Here is a 21,535-nt window from a genome sequence, read left to right as displayed (position 1 = left end):
GGGGCTGTCGCTTCGAGGCAACTTACATAACTTAGCTGCCCGGCCACACCCTGTCAAATCACGGAAAGCAGCCGATTCCAAGTGCGCCAAAGCGACTCGAACAACCACCCACCAGACCAAACACGCAGCCGGAGAGAGTTACCATCTTAGGCCTCCCCCACACTCACCTGAAACAGGAACAAGCATGAGACGAAGCGAAAAACTGTGGTTCCACATGAGGCCGGGAAGCTTTGCGGCTTTCCGCACCTGTGGGGTACGTTTGAATACATTACGGCCGACACACCGGACCGTCAAAACCAGCAACCGCCCGGGCGTGTCACGCCCCAACGGGGCGGAAACACGGCTTCCGTGCAGCCGGGACGGCACCCTATTTCAGCACAGCGGCAGTGCCGCTCGGGGCAAGAGACTCGGCCTCGTCGTTCTTCACTTCGGCGGAAACCGAGGCATCCGCAACGGGGTGGGCGGCGCCCCTGTCCCCGCGGTACTTCCACAGGCCGATGCCGACCACGACGCCCGCGAGCAGGAGGGACATCAGGAGTTCCATGCGGGTGCGTTCGAGAATGGCCATGCCCGCGAGCAGTGCAACGATGGCGCCGATGGCCAGCCAGGTCAGGTAGGGGAAGGCCCACATCTTCAGGCTCAGGCGACTGGCGGCATCCGTGCCCATGCGCCGTCGCAGGATCAGCTGCGACACGGCGATGACGAGCCAGACGAGAAGCGCGATCGCGCCAGAGGTGTTGACGAGGAGAAGGAAGACCGTGTCGGGCGCGATGTAGTTCAGACCCACCGTGATGAACCCGACGACGGTGGAAGACAAGACGGCGGCGCGCGGCACGCCGCGGACGGAGATTTTCGACCACGCCGGGGGTGCGTCCCCGCGTTCCGACAGGGAGAAAAGCATGCGGCTCGCGGTGTAGAGACCTGAGTTCAGGCAGGAGAGCACGCTGGTAAGCACGATGATGTCCATGATCGTGCCGGCCCCGGGGATTCCGTAGAGCTCGATCACAGCGACATAGGGACTCTTGGCCACGGAAGCGCTGTTCCACGGAAGCAGCGTGACGACGACGGCGATGGATCCGATGTAGAAGACGAGGATGCGCCAGACGGTGGATTTGACAGCCTTCTTGACCGCGTCGACCGGGTTCTCGGACTCGCCGGCAGCGATCGTGGCGATTTCGGCGCCGAAGAACGAGAAGACGACCACGAGCACGCCGCCGAGGACGGCGCCGCTGCCGCTGGGGAAGAACCCACCGTTGCCGGTGAGGTTGCTCAGGCCGGGGGCCGCGACGCCGGGCATCAACCCGAGGATGGCCACGACGCCGAGCAGCAGGAAGACGGCGATGGCCGCCACCTTGATCGACGCGAACCAGAACTCGAATTCACCGAACATTTTCACGGAGGCGACATTGGTGCCCGTGAGGAGCACCATCAGTAGGAGTGCCCAGACCCACTGGTCGACCTCCGGCACCCAGCGGTGCACGATGGCGGCGCCGGCCGTGGCCTCGATGCCGAGGACGATGATCCAGAACCAGGCGTACAACCAGCCGATGCTCAGCCCCGCCCAGCGACCGAGGGCTTTGTCGGCGTAGGTAGAGAACGAACCGGTTTCTGGATGCGCTGCCGCCATTTCGCCCAGCATCCGCATGACCAGGATAACGAGCAGTCCCGCGGCCGAGTAGGCCACGAGGATGCCCGGCCCGGCCTGCTGGATGGCAGCTCCGGACCCGACGAAAAGGCCGGCTCCGATCACGCCGGCGATTGCGATCATCGAGAGGTGTCGCGGTTTCAGGGACTTGGACAGCTGCTGGCTTCCCCCGCCCTTTTTTGCGGCAGTGCGGTCTGTGTCTGTCTCGTTGGCCATGTCACTCCAGTTTCAGTGGGATGCTGCCACCCCGACGGTGGGGCCGACTGCTATCCATTGGTGCTTCGTGAGTCAGCGTATGACCGGCGATTACCGGCGCCGAAATCAACCCGCGGGTGGAAACGTGCTTGTAACGTGCGATTAATCGGCGGGCATGAGTGCGAGGACTTCGTCGCGGATGCGCACCATCACCTCAGGGGTCCCGGCCTCCACGGTGAGTCGCAGCTCGGGCCGCACCTGCTTCTGTTGCTGCTGCGGCGCTCGCTCCGGCTCGGTGCGCGATGGGCGCACGTTAAACCACCAGAACGGTTCGTCGACGCTCGTGAGGCCGATGACCGTAAGGCCGTCGATCTCCTCGAAGTCGGCGGAACCCGTGTAGGCGTCGACGACGCGCGCGTAGACCCCGGGCAGGTCGTCGACGGCCATGCTGATCTCGCCGGAATGAGCGTAGGGCATGGCATCCGCCGCCAGCGCCGACAACGGGCGGGGCTGGAATCCGAGCTCCGCCAGAACGTGCAGGGCCGCGAGCAGACCGCTGTCGGCGCACCAGAACTGCGGGAAGTAGTAGTCGCCGGAGTACCCGAACCCGAACACTGCCCCGGTGGCCCGCAACTCGGCTCGCATCAGGGATCCGCCGACCGAGGTGGGGACCGCGGCCGCGCCGGCCGCCTCGATCGTCTCCGCCACGAAGCGGGAGACGTTGAGGTCGTGCAGAACCACCACATCCCGGCCAGGGTCCATAATCCGCGCGCTCGCGATGGCGCGCCGGGCGAGCACGGCGCCGATCGCGGACGGGGGCACGACGCACCCGGTCTCGTCGACCACCACGCAGCGGCCGCCGTCGGCGTCGAAGCCGAGCCCGAGGTCGGCCTCGTGCTGGATCACGGCATTCCGCAGATCGGTGAGAGTGGCCGGGTCGGCAGGGTCGATGGTGTGCGGCGGGAGGTCCGGGCCCTGATCGAAGAAGAGCGGGACGATGGTGAGGGCTGCTGGGCGCGGTGTTTCGGCGGGGTCCGCCGCCGCGGAGGCGCCGCCGGCCGGGTCTCCGGCAGCTTCGCGGACATCGTCGCCGAAAACGTAGGGCACCGTGACGGCGGCGGCGCCGCGGCCGGCGTCGACCACGACGGTGAGCCGGCGGATGCCGGTGAGCTTGACGAGCGCGCGCAGCCCGGCCGCGTAGTCGGGCAGCAGGTCGAACTCGCGGCGGCGGCCGGGTGTCGCCACCGAGGCCGGCCCGGCGGCCAGATAGCCGACGGCGCGGTCACGGATGGCGCCGAGACCGTGGTCGTGCCCGATCTCTTGGGCACCCGCCCGAAGCATGGTGAGCGAGGAGGCGGTGATCCGGGCGGCCGGGGCGTTTTGGGCTCCCGAGCCGAATCGAATTTCGTCGGTGGAGCACACGCCGAGGTCGACGACGGTGGCCCCTCGGGCTTCCGCACCCCGGGTGAAGGCGGCCACGAGCTCGCCCGCCTCGCCCCGGTCGTGACCGAGGAGTACCTCGCGGCTCTGCGCGCCGACTTCGTCGACGAAGGCAGCGGCGAGGGCAGCCACCAACTGCGCGGTCAACGGTGCGGCAGTCGTGCCGCAAACCTCGCCCGGGCCGACGACGGCGCCCAGGCAGGCGGCGGCATCCGTCTGGTCCGTCATTCCGCGGATCCCGACTCGGCGTCCGGCCCGGCGGCCGGCTGTGCGTCCGGCCCGTCGGTGCGGAGGCGCACCAGCTGCCAGCCCTGCGGGGCTGCGGTCAGCCGGGCGTGCCGGGCGCAGAGGTCGAAGGTGTGCGGCTCGCGCTGCACGGCAAGCGGACCGAGGACGGCCATCGCGTCGGCATAGTCGAAAGTGAGAGTCGCGGCGGATTCCTCCGAGCAGGCGACACGGGAGCAGGGCCGGAATGACATTGGCTACAGGATACCCGTCAACGGGTCGAACTAGGATGAGGGCATGTCTCGAGTTCGCCGTTCCGCCGTATCGACGCCGGCCCCCGTTCAGCGCGGGCGAGGTCGGGACCGGCACGGCCGGGGCATCCGCAGCTCGGCGACCGGGCCTTATTTGCCGCCTCTGCAGACGCGCATCGACAACTTCGATACGACCGTGGCGTCAACCGTTGACTACCTCCGCTCGGTCTGGCCGGAGCAGCTGGGTGATGTGAGGTTCGTGGTTGCGGCCGGTCCTTCCTCGGTGCTGCCGGCCATCGGAGTGGAGCGCTGGGCCGTGAACGCCGCGGAGCGTCGCGTGGTCTTCTACCGTTTGCCGATCCAGCGCCTGACGCGGCTGCATCGGAACGACGACCTGCACCGGCGGATGGTGATCGAGAGCTGCGTGTTCCGCGCGATCGCCGAGCTGCTCGGCAAGGACCCGTGGGACCTGGCGCCGGATCGGTTCCGGCACTTCTAAGGTTCCGCTCGCGTCTTTTGCTGGCGGCGGCCGGGGTGCGCTCGGTCGCTTTTTTGTGCCCGGATCCCCGTAATTACGGAGCTTGTGGCCGAAGTTTGCCCCAATTTGAACTAATTCCAAACCGTTTGACGGAGGGGACCGAACCTCATTCAGCACCAAGAACCGCTGAATCCCAACCACAGACCCTAAGGATTTTCTCATGCGCTCATTCACCAAGACCACGCTCAGCCTCGCCACCGCGGGCCTCCTCATCGCCGGCCTCTCCGCCTGCTCGACCACAGCCGATGCGACCGCCCCGGCCGAGAATTCCTCCTCCTCTTCCTCCCCTTCCTCCGAGGGAGCAACCCCCAAGGCCCTCGCTTCGATCCCCGCATTGTCGGGCGTCGACACGTCCGTTCTCCTCGACGCCGACTTCGCTGCGGCGCTGACCAGCCTCGGCCTCACCCCCGGCACCGTGGGCACCGCCACCCTGACCGACGGCAGCCTGCACTTCCCGATCACCGGTGGAAACGTGGACTACTACGACCCCGAAGAGGACTACCGGCCCTTCGTCCAGGGCTCCATCGAGCACGAGGGCTCCGGCTTCTCACTGACCGCCGGCGAGACCACGGTCGAATTGACCAACTTCACAATCGACCCGGGCACCAGCAAGCTGTTCGGTGACGTGAGCGTCAACGGAGAGTCAGCCGCCACCCAGGTCCTCCTCTTCAACCTCTACGGCGGGACCCTGAAGCCGCTCCAGATGGACGGCGATAACGCCATCCTCGAGGGCACCACCGTGCACATCTCGGCTGAGGCCGCCGGCCTGCTCAACGACACGTTCATGACGGATGCTGTCGCTGACCAGCTCCTGGTCGGCATCGCGAAGATCACGGTCGCCACCAAGTAACACCGCTTATCAGGAAGGGCCCGCTGCGCAGATGCGCAGCGGGCCCTTCCTTGTGTTGCTCGCGGTGGTCGAGACGCTGACCCGGCGGCCCGGCGGCCCGGCGGCCCGGCGGCCCGGCGGCCCGGTTCTGCCGCCCGGTTCTGCCGCCCGGTTCTGCCGCCCGCCCGGGGCATCCGGGGCGGCCGCGGTCGCAAACTGCGGGGATTTTCGCAACACGCCGCACACCCAGGCACCACAACCGGCATTTCGCGAAAATCTCCGCGCTTACGTCACACAGCGGATGCGAGGTGAGGGCCGTGTGACCGATGCCAGCGGCAAACAGTTCAACGGATTGCGCCGTGGCCCCTCTTCTCCTTCACAATATGGGCGTCATCGGGTTATCCACAGAGCGATGACTGGTGCCGATCTGGGGCATGGAATGTCAGTGGGTACCCGTAGCGTCTCCCTCATGAAGCCCACTTACAGCGAGAAGTTCGAGTCCCGGGGCGACACTTCGAGGCGATTCAGGCGACGCAGGCGGAGTCCGCCCGAGTCGACGCCCGATTCGCCGCGCAGGTCAATGGAGCCCGCCGGTATTCCGAGATCACGGCCCGGACCGCGACTCGGGGGAGCTCCGTGCACCTGCCCGACGGGACGCTGAAGAAGACGTCACCGACCGGGCGCATCCTCCTCAGCGAACCAGCCACGATCATCCGCCCGGCGGGGCATCCGGCGGAGAAGGAGGAGAAGGCGGAAGAGTAGAAGGTGAAGAAGGCGCGCGAGCCGGATTCGGACGTGCCGGTACCGTTCTGATCGGGCGGAACAGGCGTCGTGCCACCTCGGGGCGGGCGCGGTGGATCGACATGACGACGATGACGACGATAGCCGTGGCGATGGCCACCCGGGTAAGCGGAATCGACGGGACCAGCAAGCGGAGGGTGAGGGCCATCGGCACCAGAAGCCATTCCCAGCGGCCGCTGAGGGCGATGAACGGCAGCAGCAGCAGGGCATACCAGGAGTACCGCGGGCTCAGAATGAGCAGCGCACTGCCGATCATGACAAGTTGGCCCAGCCAGGGCTGGTCGGGGTCCGTCTTCCAGATCACGAGCACGGCGATGACGAAAAGCAGCACACCGGCAACGATGACGGCCGAGCCGCCCGGGGCGACCAGCGAGAGCAGGGCGAAGCGGGTGCCGTCCTCGTACCCTTCCTCGGAGAGGTAGCCGGGCAGATAGCCGAGCACCCCGATACCGGTGGTCAGCACATACGGCACGTACAGCAGCAGGAAGGTGGCCACGGCGGCCACGGCGACCTTCCACCCCTGGCGCCGCAGCATGGCAGGGGCCGCGAGCACGGGAATCAGCTTGGTCGCGATCGCCGCGCCGAGCGCGATCCCACCGCTCCAATAGCGCCGGCCGGTGACCAGGAACACCGCGCTCAACGTGAAGACGACGCCGAGCATGTCGATGTGGGAATTCGTGACCGCTTCCGTGGCCACGAGCGGACACCAGGCCCAAAGCGCGGCGAACCGCTGGTCGATGCCGCGGCGGCGCATCCCGACCAGCAGCATCACCGTGGTGCCGACGCTGAGCAGGAGGCCCGTCAGTTGCAGGGGCCAGTACTCCGCATTCGGCCCGGTGACCGCCCGGACGTCGGCGAAGAAGATCTCGGCGGCCGGCGGATAGATCGTGGGCACTCCGGTGCGGTTCAGTGCCGAACAGAGAATCTCGTCGGACTCGCTTTTCAGCGCCGTCTGGATGCGTTCGCCGACGCACACGAGATCGCCGGCCGCGGTCAGCTCCGGAGCCGGAAACAACCAGTCGGGGCGCAGGGCGTCGAGCCGATCGTCGGCCGGCGTGTAGGCATACGGCGAAATGCCCGCGGTGGCGACGATGCCGTCCCAGGCGTAGCGCGCGGAGTCCGTGCTCGTGTTCGGCGGACCGACCATGGCCGTGGCCCCGATCCCGACCGAACCCGCCAGGATCAGCACGACCACGGCCCGGCCCCGCACCCCGCGCAGCAGGACCACGGCGAGCGCGAAAAGCAGCCACAGCCCGCTGGTGCAGATGACCAGAGGCACCGTGTCGCGTCCCGGCTTGAACAGGTCATACGCGAGCACGCTGAAGGCCGTCAGGGCCGCACTGGCGGCAAGGAGGAGGGAGACAACGGCGATACGCACCCTGCCATCCTGACGGAACCCGGGCATTTGGGCCCAACCGTCCCGGTGCGCGTCACCGGACCGTAAGGATTGCGCCGCCTCTCAGGGCACCCCGGATGATGCAATGGAACCATGAGACGAATGATGTACGAGGCCCAGCGCGCGCTGGCCTCCCCGGTGCGCAATCCCCGGCTGGCGGTCGTGATCGGCCGGCTGCTCGGCGCCGCGTTCATCGTCTGCTTCGGCACCGGCCTGTACAGCCATTTCCTGCAGGAGCCGCTGCCGTGGATGCGGTTCCCGACCCGGCCCGCGTCGCTCTACCAGATCACCCAGGGCACGCACATCGTGGCCGGCATCGCATGCTTCCCGCTGCTGCTGGCCAAGCTCTACATCGTCTTCCCCGACCTGTTCCAGTGGCCGCCGGTGAAATCGTTCCTACACCTGCTCGAACGCGCGTCGATCGCCCTCTTCGTGGGCGCATCCCTGGTGCAGATCACCATCGGCCTGATCAACACCTACCAGTGGTACCCGTGGCCCTTTCCCTTCCGCGAGGTGCACTACGCCCTCGGCTGGGTGTTGGTGGGACTGCTGGTACTGCACATCGGCATCAAGCTGCCGATCATCACACGGTTCTGGAACGGGCGCGCCGCTGCCGAGCACGAGGCAACGGATGCCGCGAGCGACGTTGAGTCACCGGCCGACGTCGAGGCGGTGCGGCTCTGGGGCAGCGGACGTCCGTCCGGTGTGACGGGCCGGTTGATCGCCTGGATCGACGCCACGCCCTCGTTCGTGAGCGAGACGAAGACCGTGAGCGAGACGACGACCGTGAGTCGCCGGGGCTTCCTCACCACCGTCGGAATCGCCTGCGCCGCCGTGGTGGGGCTGACCGCCGGCCAGACCTTTGCGCCTCTGGACGCGGTGAACGTGTTCGGTCCGCGCAAGAAGGGCGTCGGTCCGCAGGGCCTCCCGGTGAACCGCACGGCCGAGGAGGCAAAGGTCACCGCGTCGGCCGTCGCCGCCGGCTGGGTGCTCACCCTCGCTGCCGGTGGCGTGGAGCGCAGCTTCAGCCGCGCCGAGCTCGAGGCCCTGCCGCAGACCGAGGTGGAACTGCCGATCGCCTGCGTCGAGGGCTGGAGCCAACTGGCGCTCTGGCGCGGGGTTCGCCTGTCGGAACTGGCCGACCTGGTCGGCGCCGACACCGGCGCATCCTTTCGCCTGATCAGTCTCGAAGAGCGCGGCAGCTTCAAGAAGACCGAGATGGGACCGGAATACGTGCGGGACCCGCTGACCCTGGTGGCGCTCGAGCTGAACGGCGAGACGCTCGACCTGCAGCACGGTTACCCGGCACGCATGATCGCCCCGGGACGGCCCGGAGTGCTGCAAACCAAATGGCTGAGCCGGATCGAGGCGATCACCGCATGAACACCGCAGGTATGACAACAGCACGCGCGACCACCGCGCTCCCCCACGCCGGCGACCGACGGATGCGCGCAGCCCGCACCACGCTGATCCTGCTCGGCACGTCCGGGCTCCTCTTCGGCCTCTACGTTCTTTTCGACACAGTGCGGATCACCCGACTGCCCGGGGTGGCGCTCTGGATCGGCGCGGCGATCGTGCTGCACGACGCCGTGCTGGCGCCCCTGGTCTTCTTCTGCGGCCTTCTGCTGCGCCGCGCGGGGCGCCGCGTCACGGGCACGATCGTGCTGGTCGTGCAGGCCGCCATCGTGGTCGGCTCGATCATGACGCTGATCGTGGTGCCCGCGATCGTCGCCCGGTCGCTCACCTCGAACAATCCGAGCATCCTTCCGCTCGACTACGGTCGGAACCTCGCTCTGTTCTGGGTGGCCGTCGCCCTGGTCGCGACGGTCTGGTCGGTCGTGCTCTACGCTCGCAGCAGGCGCGCGAACCAGCGGCCGTCCAGCCGCCAGTCCTGAGCCACGACCAGACCGGTCGCTCCGGCACGGTCGCGGAGGCCGTTAATGCCGATTTCCGCCCAGGGGAACACGGCGCTGCGGCTCCCGGTTGAATCCTCGATGGTGCCGAGGTAGCTGTCGTCCCGGGCCGGGTCGTGGCTGAGTTCGACCAGGAGAACGCCGTCCGGCGCCAGCAGGTCGGCGCAGCGCGTGAGCAGAACGGATGCGTCGCCGCCGATTCCGATGTTGCCGTCGACGAGCAGCGCGGCCGCCCAGCCACCCTCCAGCGGCAGAGGGTCGAAGACGCTGCCCTGCAACACGTCGAGGCCGGCGTCTGCGGCCATGCGCACGGCGGTCGCCGACACGTCGAGGCCGAGCGCGGTCAGCCCCAGCCCCATGGCGGCCCGCACCATGCGGCCGGGGCCGCAGCCGATGTCGAGCACCGGGCCGGTGATCCCGTCGAGCAGGCAGAGGTCGGTGTCGTCGGCGTCGGCGCTCCACCGACCGGCGTCGATGGTGGCGTGCTCGCCGGAGGATATCCGGCGCAGGTAGAGCACGTTGTCGGCGTTCCGCAGCGCGGCGGCATAGGGCTCCGCGCCGCCGGCACCGAAGGTGGTCGGTTCGGCCCACTCCCCCTCGAGTTGTGCGGCCAGCAGCGTCATCGGAAATTGTCCGTCGGGCTCGGCGGCATCATGGCGGCCAGAGCCGTGGCGAATCTGCCGGTGGGCGCGATCCCCGCCACCCGGTGGGCGTCTTCGATGGTGTCCACATCGGTGAGGGTAGGCAGCAGGTTCACGCGCAACCCGGCATCCGTCAGCCGTTTCAGCTGCACAGCGCCAGTATCGTCCCGGGACATCGGCACGCCGCGGATCAGGTCGCCGGTCGGGTCGTTCAGGGCGAGCGCCCAGAAGCCGCCGTCGTTCGCGAAGCCGAACCAGGCATCCACGTCATCGGTCCAGTCGGTGAAGACGGGTTCGAGCAGGGCGGGGGTGACCTGCGGGGTGTCCATGCCGACCAGCAGCATGGGACCCTCGCAGGCGTCGAACACGGCCGCGAGCCGCAGGTCGAGGGTGCCCTCCACCTGTGGCAGGATCTCGTAGCCGGCAGCTGCGTTCGGCGCAATCACACCGTCGAAGGCCAGGATGCGGCGGGTCGCGGGCAGGGCGGCGACCGCGGCGAGAGTGTCGTCGAGGCTGGCCGCCGCCAGATCGGCGGCCTGTTCGAGGCTCAGCGGCGGGTGCAGCCGGGTCTTCACCCGACCGGGAAGGCATTCCTTGGCGATCACGACGATGGTCGTCATCGGCGCGTCTCCCGGAGGAGGGCGGACATGTCATTGACCGCGGTCAGGGTGCCGCGCACGGTTCCGGTCACCTTGCTGCGGCCGACCCTGGGCGAATACGTCGTGTCAACCTCGAGGATGCGCCAGTTCGCCGACGCCGCCTTCAAGAACATCTCCAGCGGATACCCGCTGCGGCGGTCCTGGAGATTGAGGTCCAGCACGGATTCGCGGAGCGCGGCGCGCATGGGGCCGAGGTCATGGATGTTCACCCCTGTTATTCGGCGCAGACGCCAGGACAGACTGGAATTGGCGAGGCGCGCGTGCAGCGGCCAGGATTTGGCGGTCACGGGCCGGCGGCGGCCGAGCACCAGGTCGGCGGATCCGGCCCGCACGGGATCGACCAGGAGCGGCAGTTCGGCCGGGTCCATCGACGCGTCGGCGTCGCAGAAGGCGACAATCGGCGCGGTGGCCGCCAGGAGGCCCGCGTGAGCGGCGGCGCCGAAGCCGCGGCGCGCCTCGTGCACGACCTGGGCGCCGGCCATGGCGGCGATCTCAGCCGATCCGTCGGTCGAGCCATTGTCGACGACGATGGCCCGATACCCCTCCGGGAGTCGCGACAGTACCCAGGGCAGGGCGTCGGCTTCGTTCAGGCATGGCAGCACGAGGTCCACCTGGAACACAGTCATGGGTCGACACTATGGGGGCCGGCTCCGCCGAAACGGCCAAAGAGATTACAGAGTGAGGAAGAAACGGTGTCGCCTGCTCCGGCCCGGCACACCCGGTGCCTGCCGCTCTATCCTGATTTCGTGCCTCCTTCCCTGCCCCCGGGTGATTTGCGCCCGCTACCGCCTCTCGAGCGCCGCATCCTCGTCGTCGACGACGACCCGACGGTGTCCGAGATCGTCTGCCGGTATCTGCGGGCGTCCGGGTTCGTGGTCGACGAGGCGGCAGACGGCTTGGACGGGCTCGCGAAAGCCGAACAGCTGCGGCCAGACCTGGTCGTGCTCGACCGGATGCTGCCACTCCTGGACGGAATCGAGGTGTGCCGGCGCATCCGCGGGGACTGGGAGATCCCGGTGATCATGTTGACCGCCCTCAACCAGGAGGAGGACCGCATCGACGGCCTCGAGGCCGGCGCCGACGACTACCTGACCAAACCGTTCTCCCCGCGCGAACTCGTGCTGCGGGTGCAGTCGGTGCTGCGCCGGAGCACCGCGCCCGCCGTGCCGGCCGGTCTGGTCTCGGCCGGCGACTTCGCCCTGGACGCGCAGGCGCACGAGGTGCGGCTGCGCGGCGAGCCACTGGTGCTCACCGCGCGGGAATTCGACCTGCTGGCCCACCTGATCAGGCGTCCGCACACCGTGCTCAGCCGGGAGGACCTGCTTCGTTCCGTCTGGGGCTGGGAGTTCGGCGACCTGTCCACGGTGACGGTGCACGTGCGCCGGCTGCGGGAGAAGATCGAGGCTGACCCGGCGCAGCCCCGGCTGCTGAACACGGTCTGGGGGGTCGGCTACCGGTTCGACCCGGTTCCGCTGGCTCCCACGGGGCGGCAGTCATGACACCGGATGTGCTCCTCACGGTCTCGCTGTTCACGCTGGCCTGCGCGGTGGTCGTCGGCGGCGCCGGCCTGCTCACCCTGCGCCTGCTTTCCCGCACCTCCCTCGTACTGCAGCTGATGGTGATCGCCCTTGCCACGGTGGTGTCGGTCGTCGGCGGGATGGCGGCGGTCGCCTCACAGACATACGTCTCCCGGCACGACCTCACGGTCTTCTACTCCGTGGCCAGTGTCGCCGGACTGGTGTCACTGGCCATGGCCGCGGTGCTCAGCCGTCAGCTCGCCCGGGACAGCCGCTCCCTGCGCTCGGCCGCGGCCAGCATCGAGCGCGGCGAACGGATCGCGGCGACCGACCGGCACAGCAACAACGAGTTCACGGCGCTGGCCGGGGAACTGGCCGCGACCGGGGAACACCTCGCCGAATCCCGTGTCCGCGAGAATCAGATCGAGGAGTCACGGCACGAGCTGATCGCCTGGATCTCTCATGACCTGCGCACGCCGCTCGCGGGCATCCGTGCCATGGCCGAAGCCCTCGAGGACGGCATGGTCGAGGACCCGGAACGGTACTACACGCAGATGCGCGGGCAGGTGGACCGGCTCACGGGCATGGTCGACGACCTGTTCGAGCTGTCGAAAATCCACTCCGGCACCTTGCGCCTGAGGCTGCAGCCGGTCTCGCTCTACGACCTGATCAGCGACACCGTCGCCGGACTCTGGCCGATCGCCCAGGCCAAGTCGCTCGACCTGCGATTCGCCGGAGAGAAGGGGCTGACCATCCTCGCGGACCCGCGCGAACTGTCCCGGGTGGTCGGCAACCTCGTCATGAACGCCATCCAGCATTCGCCGGCCGGCAGCTCGATCGTGGTCTCGGTCACGGCCAACACCGGATCGGGTGCCGGTGCCACCGACCACGCCGTGATCTCGGTAACGGATGCCGCTGGCGGCATCCCCGAGCAGGACCTCAGCCGGGTCTTCGAAGCCGGCTGGCGGGCGAGCGGTCCGCGCACCCCGGTGGCCGAACCGTTGGGCACCGGCGGCGCTGGCCTCGGCCTGGCCATCGTGCAGGGGATCGTGCGGGCGCACCACGGCGAAGTGCGGGTGCGGAACGTGCCCGGCGGGTGCCGGTTCGAGGTGCTGTTGCCGCGGCATCCGATCGCTACGCGCTGATCCACGCCGGACGCCCCGAACGAATTCGACGGAGATTTTGACTGAATCGGCGCCAGAAGCGCCGAAAAAGCCGGTTCACACGAAAATCTCCGTCGAATTGGTTCATACCGGGGCTACCGGGTGACTGCGGCGCGCAGGGGCGCGTTCGCGAAAGCGCGCATGCCCTCCTCGAATGAAATGCTGGGTGCCCAGTCCAGTTCGCGGCGGAGTCGCCCCGAGGAGGCAGTGATGTGGCGCACATCGCCGAGCCGGAATTGCCCGGTGACGACGGGGGTCGGTCCGTCGGTGGCCACGCTGAGGGCCGCGGCCATCTCGCCGATGGTGTGCACGACGCCGCTGCCCACGTTGAAGGGGCGGAAAGTGGACGGCTCGATGCCGGCGGTCCAGTCGAGCGCGGCGAGGTTGGCCGAGGCGACGTCGGCGACGTGCACGAAGTCGCGACGCTGGCCGCCGTCTTCGTAGACCCGTGGGGCCTCGCCGCGTTCCAGCGCCGAGCGGAACAACGACGCGACACCCGCGTAGGGCGTGTTCTGCGGCATCCCCGGCCCGTAGACGTTGTGGTAACGGAGCGCCGCGGCCCGGCCTCCGGTGGCGCGGGCCCATGCCGACGCGAGGTATTCCTGACCCAGCTTGGTGCTCGCGTAGACGTTGCGCGGGTCGAGCGGGTCGTCCTCGGAGATGAGCAGTGGCTCGAGGGCCTCACCGGTGGCCTCATCGACGGGGTCGAACACGCCTCGCAGCAGATCGGCCTCGCGGCGCGGTCCCGGACGCGTGAAACCCTCCGAGCCGCGGTAGCTTCCCTCCCCATAGACCACCATCGAGGAGGCCAGCACGAACCGGTTGATCCCGGCCTCGGTCATCGCCGCGAGCAGAACGGCCGTGCCGACCTCGTTGCTGTGCACATAGTCGGGGGCGTCGGCGAAGTCCACGCCGAGGCCGACCTTCGCGGCCTGGTGACAGACGGCATCCGTGTCGCGGAGAGCGAGCGCGACGACGGATGCGTCGGTCACGTCGCCGACGATCACGTCAACACCGTTCGGCAGCACCGGGAGTCCACCGTGCACGTCACTGCGGAGGGAATCGAGCACCCGTACCTGCCAGCCGCGGGCGAGCGCGTCCCGGACGATCGCGCCGCCGATGAAACCGGCCCCACCCGTGACGAGCAGGCGCCGGGTCACGCGTCGGCTCCGGCCGGCGCGGCAGGGGCAGGTGCAGGACGACGATCGAGCACGACGCCGACCTGCTCGGGGGCGATCAGCTCGCGAGGGGAGAAATTCTCGGGCAGGGCACGCAGGATGCCGTCGATCGCGGCCAGGATCCGCGGCTGGGCGGCCCGGAGACGCGTGAAGACCAGGCTGGCGGAAACGGTATCCGGGTCGGCCTCGACCTCGGCCTGAGGTGTGTCGGTCTGAGCGGTGTCGGTTTGAACGGTGGGCACCGTGGCCAGGCCTGCGTCGGCGTCGGTGACGAAGGAGAGATTGACCGTGCCCATGTTGAGTTCGGCGGCCAGGACGACCTCCGGGTACTGCGTCATGTTGACGGTGTGCGCGCCCGCGGCGCGGAACCAGAGCGATTCCGCCCGGGTGGAGAACCGCGGGCCCTGAATCACGACGCAGGTGCCGGTGGGTGCGAAGTTCTCCTCCAGCGTCGCGAGCGCGGCGATCGCGAGGCGGCGCAACTCCGGATCGAACGGGTCGGCCGCGGCCAGGTGCGCGACCGTGCCCTGGTCGTAGAAGGTGTCGGCACGGCCCGAGGTGCGGTCGATGAACTGGTCGGTCACCACCAGCATCCCCGGCGGGTATGCGGGGCTGACGCCGCCGACGGCCGACGAGGAGATGATGGCCTTCACGCCCAGCGACGCGAGCGCCCAGATGTTGGCCCGATAGTTGATCAGGTGCGGCGCCACCGAATGGTCGCCGCCGTGCCGGGCCAGGAAGGCGACCCGCCGGCCGGCCCGCAATCCGATGGAGATCGACGCCGAGGGAGGGCCATAGGGCGTGATGATGTCGACGGATGTCTCGGTGCCGGCGTCGAAGAGCCGGTACAGTCCGGACCCGCCGATGACGGCGACGCCCACGTCGGCGGTGCTGGTGGTGCTAGTGGTGGTGCTGGTGGTCTCGATCACGGGATCTCCAGAGGTTGGAAGACGGTTAGCGGGGGTAGACCCGGATCGGGGCCGCCAGCGGCCCGGCCTGGCTCAGCGGGAATGCCGCGAGCAGCCCGTCGCCCGCGTAGGCCACCGAAGCCACGGTCGAGGTGCCGCCGGACACGAGGTAGCGCTGCGACTGCTCCAACGGCATCGTGGCCGAGCCGCCGGCCGGCACCGCCACTGTGCTGGATGTGCCATTGTCGGGGGTGGCCGTGTAGGTGGCGTCGACGGTGCCCATGTTGACCAGGTTGAGTTGCGGGGACGGGCCGTCGGCGGCGGCCACCAGGAACTCGTCGGCGAGGGCGTCGGACGACGCGAACCAGGCGAAGTCGCGGCCTGCGGAACCCGCCGCGGAACTCTGCGCCGCGGCCACGATCGGCTCGCTGGCGGTCAGTTCCAGCGAGTAGGTACCGGGCACGAGCCCGGTCAGGGGCACCTCGGTGGCAACCCCCGGCTGGATGTCGACCTGGACCGAGGCCCCGGCCGCCTGGCCGGTCGCACCGGTCACACCGACCTGGACCGTCGCCGCCACCGTTCCGGGAACAAGCACCCGCACCGAGGTGACGTCGTCACTAAGGCCGCCGACCTCGTCGGGGGCATCCGATCCGGCCGCGTTGGAGACGATCACGCCGGCGATCGCCAGGGCTTCGGCGGGGCCGTTTGAGGGACCGAGGAGGTCGACGCCGCCGGGTTCCAGCCCGCGCACGATGCTCTGCTGCAGCGTGGCCGCCACCTGGCCGCCCTTGGATTGCACGTGCAGCACGGGTGAGCGGAGGTTGGGGGCCAGTCCGGCGAGGGAAACGACCCGCTGGGTGCCCGGCTGCACGAGGATTCCGGTGGAGCCGGGGGCATCCACCTGACCGGTCTCGCCGAACACGGCCAGGTCGACGGTGGCCACGACCGTGGTGGGGTTGCTGAGCAGCACGAGGCTGGTGCGGCCGATGTCGGTGGAACCGCCGACGAGCCAGCTATCACCGGCCGCCTCCCCGCAGCCCGCGACGGCCAGGCCACCGAGCGATTCGCCGCCCGCGATCTGGGACTGGCTGCCCGTGACCAGCGGTGCCGCCCCCGACCCGGGCGGGGTCGGAACGCGCAGCAACTGCGGTGCGCCGAACGATTCGGGGTTCGCGTTGTCCGGGGCCGCGATGGCTGTAACCTCCGGTTCGATCCACCCCGGCTCGCCCGACGCCGCATGGGCGCCGAAAACGGCTGCAGCGCTTCCGACGGAACTGGCTGCCTGTGCCTGGCTGGAATCCTCGGCCAGCACGAGGAGCGGCCCCGGGCAGACTCGTTGCTGCTCGCTCGGAGTCGGCGACACGATGATGGACGACGGCCCCTTCTCAACCGTGGGCCAGGTGACGAGGGTTGCCGCGCCGACGGATGCGACGACGACTCCGAGACCGACCAATCCGGCCACCGCCCGCGCCCCGAGCAGGGCGATTCCGCGTTTACTGGGCATGGTCGTGCTCCTCTGAACGGGCGCCGATTTCCGTGCCAGGTCCGGAGTCGGGTCCGGTACCGGAACCGACGTCCGGTGACGTTCCAGGGACGGCTTCAGTCGACGTGACCGGTGCGGCTGTGTCGAGGGCGCCCGCCGCCGCGGGCGTGACGGCGCGCTCGGTGGAGGGCCGGAAGCCGGGCGCGGGCTTCCTACGGGCCGCCGCCTTGGCGATACGCTTGTTCTCCCTGGTGCGGGCCTTCGCCGTGTTGCGGATGGCGTCCCGGCTGGCCTGACGCACCGCCTCCGGCCCCGCACCGGTAGGGATCGACAGGAGCACGGTGGCCCCGACCACAAGCACGGCGATGACGAGGAACACCAGACCGAGGGTGCCGCCGGCGTTGGCCGGGATGGCGCCGTTGGCCGCGGTGGGGACCGGGGCATCCGTCACCTCGTACTGCCAGAGCCGGCCGAAGACCGTGTCTCCCACCGGCGCCAGGGCGGCGTTGCCGTCGAGGGCGGTCGTGGTGCGGCCGGCGGTCTCTTCTGCCGCGGGGGTGACCGGCGCCGTGTTTCCGGGACCGGCCGGTGCGACGGCGGCCGGTCGAAGCAGCACGAAACGGATGCCGAAGTCGGCCAGGCCGGCCGCGGCGTCGAGCCCGCTGCGCGAGGCGAGGTTTCCGGCCAAAGTGGCCAGCTCCTCCTCCCGCGGGCTGAGGGTCACGTCGGTGCTGCTGAGGGTGGACTGGGTGTTCAGGGTGGCGCCGGGACCGCGCACGATGGTCGCGAGGATGCCCCCGTCGGGTTGCGGCACGATCTGCAGGGTGCCGACCCGGGCATCCGTCTGCGCCTCGGCGCTGACGAAGGCGGGCTGGGTGCGGTCGATGCCCTCGGCCACGACACTGGTGCCGAGGGGCAGGGCTGCGACCAGCGGCGCCACCACGATCACGAGCAGGGCGACCACGGTGACCGCCGGGGCGATGGCGAAGCGGCGCAGGCCGCGCAGGGCGAAGACGACCGCGCCGACCAGTCCGAGCCAGTACAGGCTGAGCCCGGCGCCGGCCCAGATGCCGACCGGCTGGCCGCCGACCGAGGAAAGGGAGAGCTGGCTGGCGGCGATGGCCGTGCCCGCACCGAGCAGGGCGGTCAGCAGCGCGAAGCTCGCGCCGCGGGCCCCAGGCAGGAAGAGGGCAAGGGCGCCGAGTACGGCCAGCGGGATCAGGAGCACCGGCACGAGCACGGACGCGTCGACACCGGGCAGCCCGAGCGTCTCGAGCAGCGGGGTCCACCCGCCGAGCTCACCGGACGGGAAGCCGAGCAACAGCTGCCACACCGAGACGTCGGGGGCGGGCAGAGGCAGGCCCGGGTCCGCCAGCAGGGCCAGCCAGTTGCCGCGCAGTCCCTGATTCCAGATCAGAGGTGCCGCGAGGGCGAGCGCCGCCAGAGGGATGCCGATGAACCGCATACCGCTGCGCCCACTGAGCAGCATGGCGATCAGCCAGACCACCAGGAGCGCGGGCGCGAGCGACGGCGCCGCAGCCACGATGGCGGCGAACAGCAGGGCCGCGGAGCCGGACGCCGACCACGAGCGGGCGGCCATGAACCCGGCGAAGAACAGCCACGGCAGCAGCAGGTGCACGAGGATCGCAGCCGGACGCCCGGCAGCGAGGGCGCTGAGGAAGGTGGGCGACAGCATCCAGAGTACGGCGGCGATGGCGCGAATGGACGCGCGCTCGGAGAGGCGGGTCGCGGCAAGCCAGGCGCCGAGGGCGGCCAGCGGCAGGGCGAGGAAGTGGAGCAGGACGAGCGAGAAGGACGGCGCCCAGAAGGTGAGCGAGCCCAGCACCGCCAGCACCGTGGCGAATGGGTCGGCGCCGCCGACAAAGCCCAGGCCGATGTCGCGCCAGCCGTAGCCGATGCTCCCCCAGAGTTCGGCGGGGGTGTCCGACAGTGGCAGCAGCGCGCCGCCGGTGAGGGTGCGGGCGCCGATCAGAGGGCCCAGGACGATGAGGCCGGCCACCAGGGCGGCCAACACGGTCCACGCGCCGCCACCGGAGATGAAGCGGATTTCGGGCACCTCGCCGTTCACGCTGGTGAGGCTGGCCTCACGGCGGAGCGCCTGGCGGCGGCGCACCTCGACGGTGGGCACGCGCAGCGAGGCGATCGACGCCCAGCCCAGGGTGCGGGTGGCACCGAAGCGGCGCCGGGCAGCACTCACCCGCAGACCGCTGAAAGCCGCGGCGAACGCGGCGGAGTACTCACCCAGAATCGCCCCGGGTTCCTTCTGCAGCAACTGCCCGAACGAGCGCAGCACCGCGAGGGGAACCAGGGCCAGCCAGTGCAGAGGGATCATCCAGCGCGGGGAGTAGACAAGCCGGCGATGCAGCTGCGCGGCGCGCATGGCACGGAGGCGCTTGCGGCGCGCGCGGCCGCGGGAGGAGCCGCTGGTGCCGGCAACGCCGTCTCCGGCTGAGGCCACCTGAGCCGCGGCGACGCCGGAGACGCGGTAACCGGCCATCCGCACGCGCACACAGAAATCGAGGGAGTCGTCCGCGGACGGCAGGGCCGGGTCGAAGCCGCCGAGCTGCTGCCAGACGAGGTGGCGCACCAGCATGCCGCCGGCGCTCACAGCGAGCACGTCGCCCATTCCATCGTGCTGGCCCTGGTCGAGTTCGCTCTCCACCAGGGTGACGGTCGCACCGCCGGGCGTCAGGGACTGCCCGAATTCGTGGATGTAGTCGCCGGCGTCCCAGTCCATGACCTTGGGACCGGCCACGGCAACGGATGGCGCAATCTCCAGTTCGCCGAGCAGGGCCGTCAGGGCGTCGGGTTCCGGCGCACTGTCCTGGGCGAGGAGCCACAGCATTTCGCTATCGGACTCGGCGGGCGCGATGACCCTCTCGGCCGTGACGATGGCCTCGCCGAAGCTGAGTCCGGCATCCGCTGAGATGAAGTGAGTCGGTGCGTAGGCAGCCAGAAGCGCGGCCGTAGTGTCGGTCGATCCGCAGTCGACCGTGATCACGACGTCGGGTTGACGTGTCTGGCGACTCAGCGCCTCGAGAGTGCGGTCGAGGTGCTTGGCGCCGTTACGGGCAACGAGGATGGCGGTGACTCTGGCATGCATATGGAGAACAGCCTAGATTGGTTCGGGCCCGATGAGGAGCAAGGGGAGGGGCGAGCCTGAAAAACACTGCTTCGCCTCCGGTGCCGCAGCCGGCGTCGGGTCCGGATTCGCATGCCGTGGGTCGTTTTAAGGCCCGTCTGAGGCCTAGCTGGCTCGCTTGCGCAGTTTGCGCCGTTCCCGCTCGGACAGGCCGCCCCAGATTCCGAACCGCTCGTCGTTGGCGAGCGCGTACTGCAGGCACTGGGTTTTCACCTCGCACGAGGAGCAGATCTTCTTGGCATCGCGGGTCGACCCTCCCTTTTCGGGGAAGAACGCCTCCGGATCGGTCTGCGCGCAGAGCGAGTCCGATTGCCACGACAGAAGATCGCCGTCGCCCACTTCCTTGCGAACCCCGGGAACACCCAGACGAACCGGGTCAATGAACCAGTCCTCCGGTACCCCGGCACGAGACTCTGATAGCGCCATATCGTCATCCACCCCACTGCAAAATGTGCCCAAAATTACGCGTCAGCCCTAATTACAGCCGTGTAATTCCTTGCCGTCAAGTCGCTGATACTAAACCGTCAATATTTGTTGGAGGGTTTCGACTCGCCCAAGAGCGAAAATCGGTGAGATTTGATTGGTCACAACGCTGAGACGGATGCCGTCTGCCGCGATTCCCAGGCGCTTTGCACCATCTCCTCTAGGCTGTGGCGCATGGCCCAGTCCAGATCGCGGGCCGCGAGTTCGCCGGAGGCGACGATCCGGTCGGGGTCGCCCGCGCGGCGCGGACCGATCACGGGCGCGAAGTCGATGCCGGTGACGGCCGCCACAGTGGACATGATCTGCCCCACCGACACTCCGTCGCCGCTGCCGAGGTTGTAGACGGGCAGCACCGGCTCGCCGGCGTCCAGGTGCCGGGCCGCGGCCACGTGCGAGAGGGCCAGGTCTGCCACGTGGATGTAGTCCCGCACGCACGTTCCGTCGGCGGTGGCGTAGTCGTCGCCGTTGATGCTCGGGATGCGGCCCTCCATCAGCGCGTCGAAGACGAGGGGGAAGAGGTTGTGCGGGCTGGTGTCGCGCAGGTCGAGCGCTCCGGACCCGACCACGTTGAAGTAGCGCAGCGCCGTGTAGCGCAGTCCGGCGGCGACGGCCTGGTCGCGCAGCAACCATTCGCCGATCAGTTTGGACTCACCGTAGGGAGATTCGGGGTTCTTCGGGGTTTCCTCGGTGACCAGGTCGGTGTGCGGGGTGCCGTAGACGGCCGCGCTCGAGGAGAACACCATCCGTTTGACCTCGCACTCCTGCATGACCGCCAGCAGGGTGGCCATGGCCGTGACGTTCTGCTCGTAGGTGTGCAGCGGGCGCTGCACCGAGACCCCGGCGTACTTGTAACCCGCGACGTGCACGACGCCGGTCACGGTGTGCTCGGCGAAGGTGCGCATCAGCAGCTCGCGGTCGAGGAGGGTGCCGCGCACAAACGGCACGTCGGCAGGCACGAATTCAGCGTGCCCGCTGGAGAGGTCGTCGATGACGACCACCTCGATGCCCTCTTTCAGGAAAGCACGAACGATGTGGGAACCGATGTATCCGGCACCTCCGGTGACAAGCCACGCCATCTGAACCTCGCAAGATCTGACGGCAATCAAG

At 69.1% G+C, this 21,535-nt stretch carries 19 protein-coding genes; 6 read left to right on the top strand and 13 right to left on the bottom strand.

The genetic code is table 11. The features are described from left to right. Window positions 1–367: 367 nt before the first annotated feature. From E3O28_RS08065 to E3O28_RS08055, 3 genes are all read right to left on the bottom strand, one after another. Window positions 368–1,861, bottom strand: coding sequence for an amino acid permease (locus tag E3O28_RS08065; RefSeq protein WP_134415578.1), 1,494 nt, complete (start codon window positions 1,859–1,861; stop codon window positions 368–370). A 141-nt stretch (window positions 1,862–2,002) separates the two neighbouring features. Beyond that, window positions 2,003–3,508 (bottom strand): phosphomannomutase/phosphoglucomutase, encoded by a 1,506-nt coding sequence (gene manB / locus E3O28_RS08060; RefSeq protein WP_134415577.1) that lies wholly within the window; start codon window positions 3,506–3,508, stop codon window positions 2,003–2,005. Then, the gene (locus E3O28_RS08055) at window positions 3,505–3,759 is read right to left on the bottom strand and encodes a DUF3499 family protein (protein WP_134401190.1); all 255 of its coding nucleotides are present in this window, start codon (window positions 3,757–3,759) and stop codon (window positions 3,505–3,507) included. Before E3O28_RS08055 ends, manB begins: the two co-directional genes overlap by 4 nt. Window positions 3,760–3,802: 43 nt before the next feature. Between E3O28_RS08055 and E3O28_RS08050 the strand changes: the two genes are divergently transcribed. Next, a complete protein-coding gene (locus E3O28_RS08050) occupies window positions 3,803–4,255 on the top strand; it encodes a metallopeptidase family protein (protein WP_134415576.1) in 453 nt (150 codons plus the stop codon). 199 nt (window positions 4,256–4,454) lie between these two features. Then, complete coding sequence (locus E3O28_RS08045) at window positions 4,455–5,144, top strand: hypothetical protein (protein WP_104099185.1); 690 nt, start codon at window positions 4,455–4,457, stop codon at window positions 5,142–5,144. Between the two features lie 688 nt (window positions 5,145–5,832). Here E3O28_RS08045 and E3O28_RS08040 read toward each other — a convergent pair. Continuing rightward, complete coding sequence (locus tag E3O28_RS08040; RefSeq protein WP_134415575.1) at window positions 5,833–7,302, bottom strand: glycosyltransferase family 87 protein; 1,470 nt, start codon at window positions 7,300–7,302, stop codon at window positions 5,833–5,835. A gap of 111 nt (window positions 7,303–7,413) precedes the next feature. Here E3O28_RS08040 and E3O28_RS08035 point away from each other — a divergent pair, with 111 nt between their 5' ends. Both E3O28_RS08035 and E3O28_RS08030 read left to right on the top strand, forming a co-directional pair. After that, the gene (locus E3O28_RS08035) at window positions 7,414–8,703 is read left to right on the top strand and encodes a molybdopterin-dependent oxidoreductase (RefSeq protein WP_104171422.1); all 1,290 of its coding nucleotides are present in this window, start codon (window positions 7,414–7,416) and stop codon (window positions 8,701–8,703) included. Between the two features lie 11 nt (window positions 8,704–8,714). Further along, window positions 8,715–9,215, top strand: coding sequence for a hypothetical protein (locus E3O28_RS08030; RefSeq protein ID WP_104099189.1), 501 nt, complete (start codon window positions 8,715–8,717; stop codon window positions 9,213–9,215). Here the strand turns inward: E3O28_RS08030 and E3O28_RS08025 are convergent. The 3 genes from E3O28_RS08025 to E3O28_RS08015 are packed head-to-tail and all read right to left on the bottom strand — an operon-like array spanning window position 9,164 to window position 11,159. After that, complete coding sequence (locus tag E3O28_RS08025) at window positions 9,164–9,856, bottom strand: methyltransferase domain-containing protein (protein WP_104099190.1); 693 nt, start codon at window positions 9,854–9,856, stop codon at window positions 9,164–9,166. The genes E3O28_RS08030 and E3O28_RS08025 overlap by 52 nt on opposite strands. Further along, window positions 9,853–10,494: a DUF2064 domain-containing protein gene (locus E3O28_RS08020; RefSeq protein ID WP_104099191.1), complete on the bottom strand. Its 642-nt coding sequence runs from the start codon at window positions 10,492–10,494 to the stop codon at window positions 9,853–9,855. Before E3O28_RS08020 ends, E3O28_RS08025 begins: the two co-directional genes overlap by 4 nt. Then, window positions 10,491–11,159: a glycosyltransferase family 2 protein gene (locus E3O28_RS08015; RefSeq protein ID WP_134415574.1), complete on the bottom strand. Its 669-nt coding sequence runs from the start codon at window positions 11,157–11,159 to the stop codon at window positions 10,491–10,493. The genes E3O28_RS08020 and E3O28_RS08015 overlap by 4 nt, the downstream gene beginning before the upstream one ends. Before the next feature lie 120 nt (window positions 11,160–11,279). Here E3O28_RS08015 and E3O28_RS08010 point away from each other — a divergent pair, with 120 nt between their 5' ends. Continuing rightward, entirely contained in the window at window positions 11,280–12,032 is a 753-nt protein-coding gene (locus E3O28_RS08010) for a response regulator transcription factor (protein ID WP_233191092.1), read from the top strand. Further along, a complete protein-coding gene (locus E3O28_RS08005; RefSeq protein ID WP_134415573.1) occupies window positions 12,029–13,195 on the top strand; it encodes a HAMP domain-containing sensor histidine kinase in 1,167 nt (388 codons plus the stop codon). Before E3O28_RS08010 ends, E3O28_RS08005 begins: the two co-directional genes overlap by 4 nt. 113 nt (window positions 13,196–13,308) lie before the next feature. Here E3O28_RS08005 and E3O28_RS08000 read toward each other — a convergent pair whose 3' ends face one another. The 6 genes from E3O28_RS08000 to galE form a co-directional block, all read right to left on the bottom strand. Continuing rightward, complete coding sequence (locus tag E3O28_RS08000; RefSeq protein WP_134415572.1) at window positions 13,309–14,373, bottom strand: NAD-dependent epimerase/dehydratase family protein; 1,065 nt, start codon at window positions 14,371–14,373, stop codon at window positions 13,309–13,311. Further along, a complete protein-coding gene (locus tag E3O28_RS07995; protein WP_134415571.1) occupies window positions 14,370–15,320 on the bottom strand; it encodes an MTAP family purine nucleoside phosphorylase in 951 nt (316 codons plus the stop codon). Before E3O28_RS07995 ends, E3O28_RS08000 begins: the two co-directional genes overlap by 4 nt. A 25-nt stretch (window positions 15,321–15,345) precedes the next feature. Beyond that, window positions 15,346–16,803: a DUF5719 family protein gene (locus E3O28_RS07990; protein ID WP_134342640.1), complete on the bottom strand. Its 1,458-nt coding sequence runs from the start codon at window positions 16,801–16,803 to the stop codon at window positions 15,346–15,348. Next, a complete protein-coding gene (locus E3O28_RS07985; RefSeq protein WP_134415570.1) occupies window positions 16,793–19,906 on the bottom strand; it encodes a glycosyltransferase in 3,114 nt (1,037 codons plus the stop codon). Before E3O28_RS07985 ends, E3O28_RS07990 begins: the two co-directional genes overlap by 11 nt. A 144-nt stretch (window positions 19,907–20,050) precedes the next feature. Further along, window positions 20,051–20,371 (bottom strand): WhiB family transcriptional regulator, encoded by a 321-nt coding sequence (locus E3O28_RS07980; protein ID WP_134342688.1) that lies wholly within the window; start codon window positions 20,369–20,371, stop codon window positions 20,051–20,053. Window positions 20,372–20,529: 158 nt separating this feature from the next. Next, entirely contained in the window at window positions 20,530–21,504 is a 975-nt protein-coding gene (gene galE / locus E3O28_RS07975) for a UDP-glucose 4-epimerase GalE (protein WP_104100300.1), read from the bottom strand. Window positions 21,505–21,535 lie beyond the last annotated feature (31 nt).

The organism is Cryobacterium sp. TMT2-14 (genome assembly GCF_004402465.1).
Lineage (GTDB): Bacteria > Actinomycetota > Actinomycetes > Actinomycetales > Microbacteriaceae > Cryobacterium > Cryobacterium sandaracinum.
The sequence above is the reverse complement of the archived record's forward strand: the minus strand, read 5'-3'. Positions and strand labels throughout refer to the sequence as shown.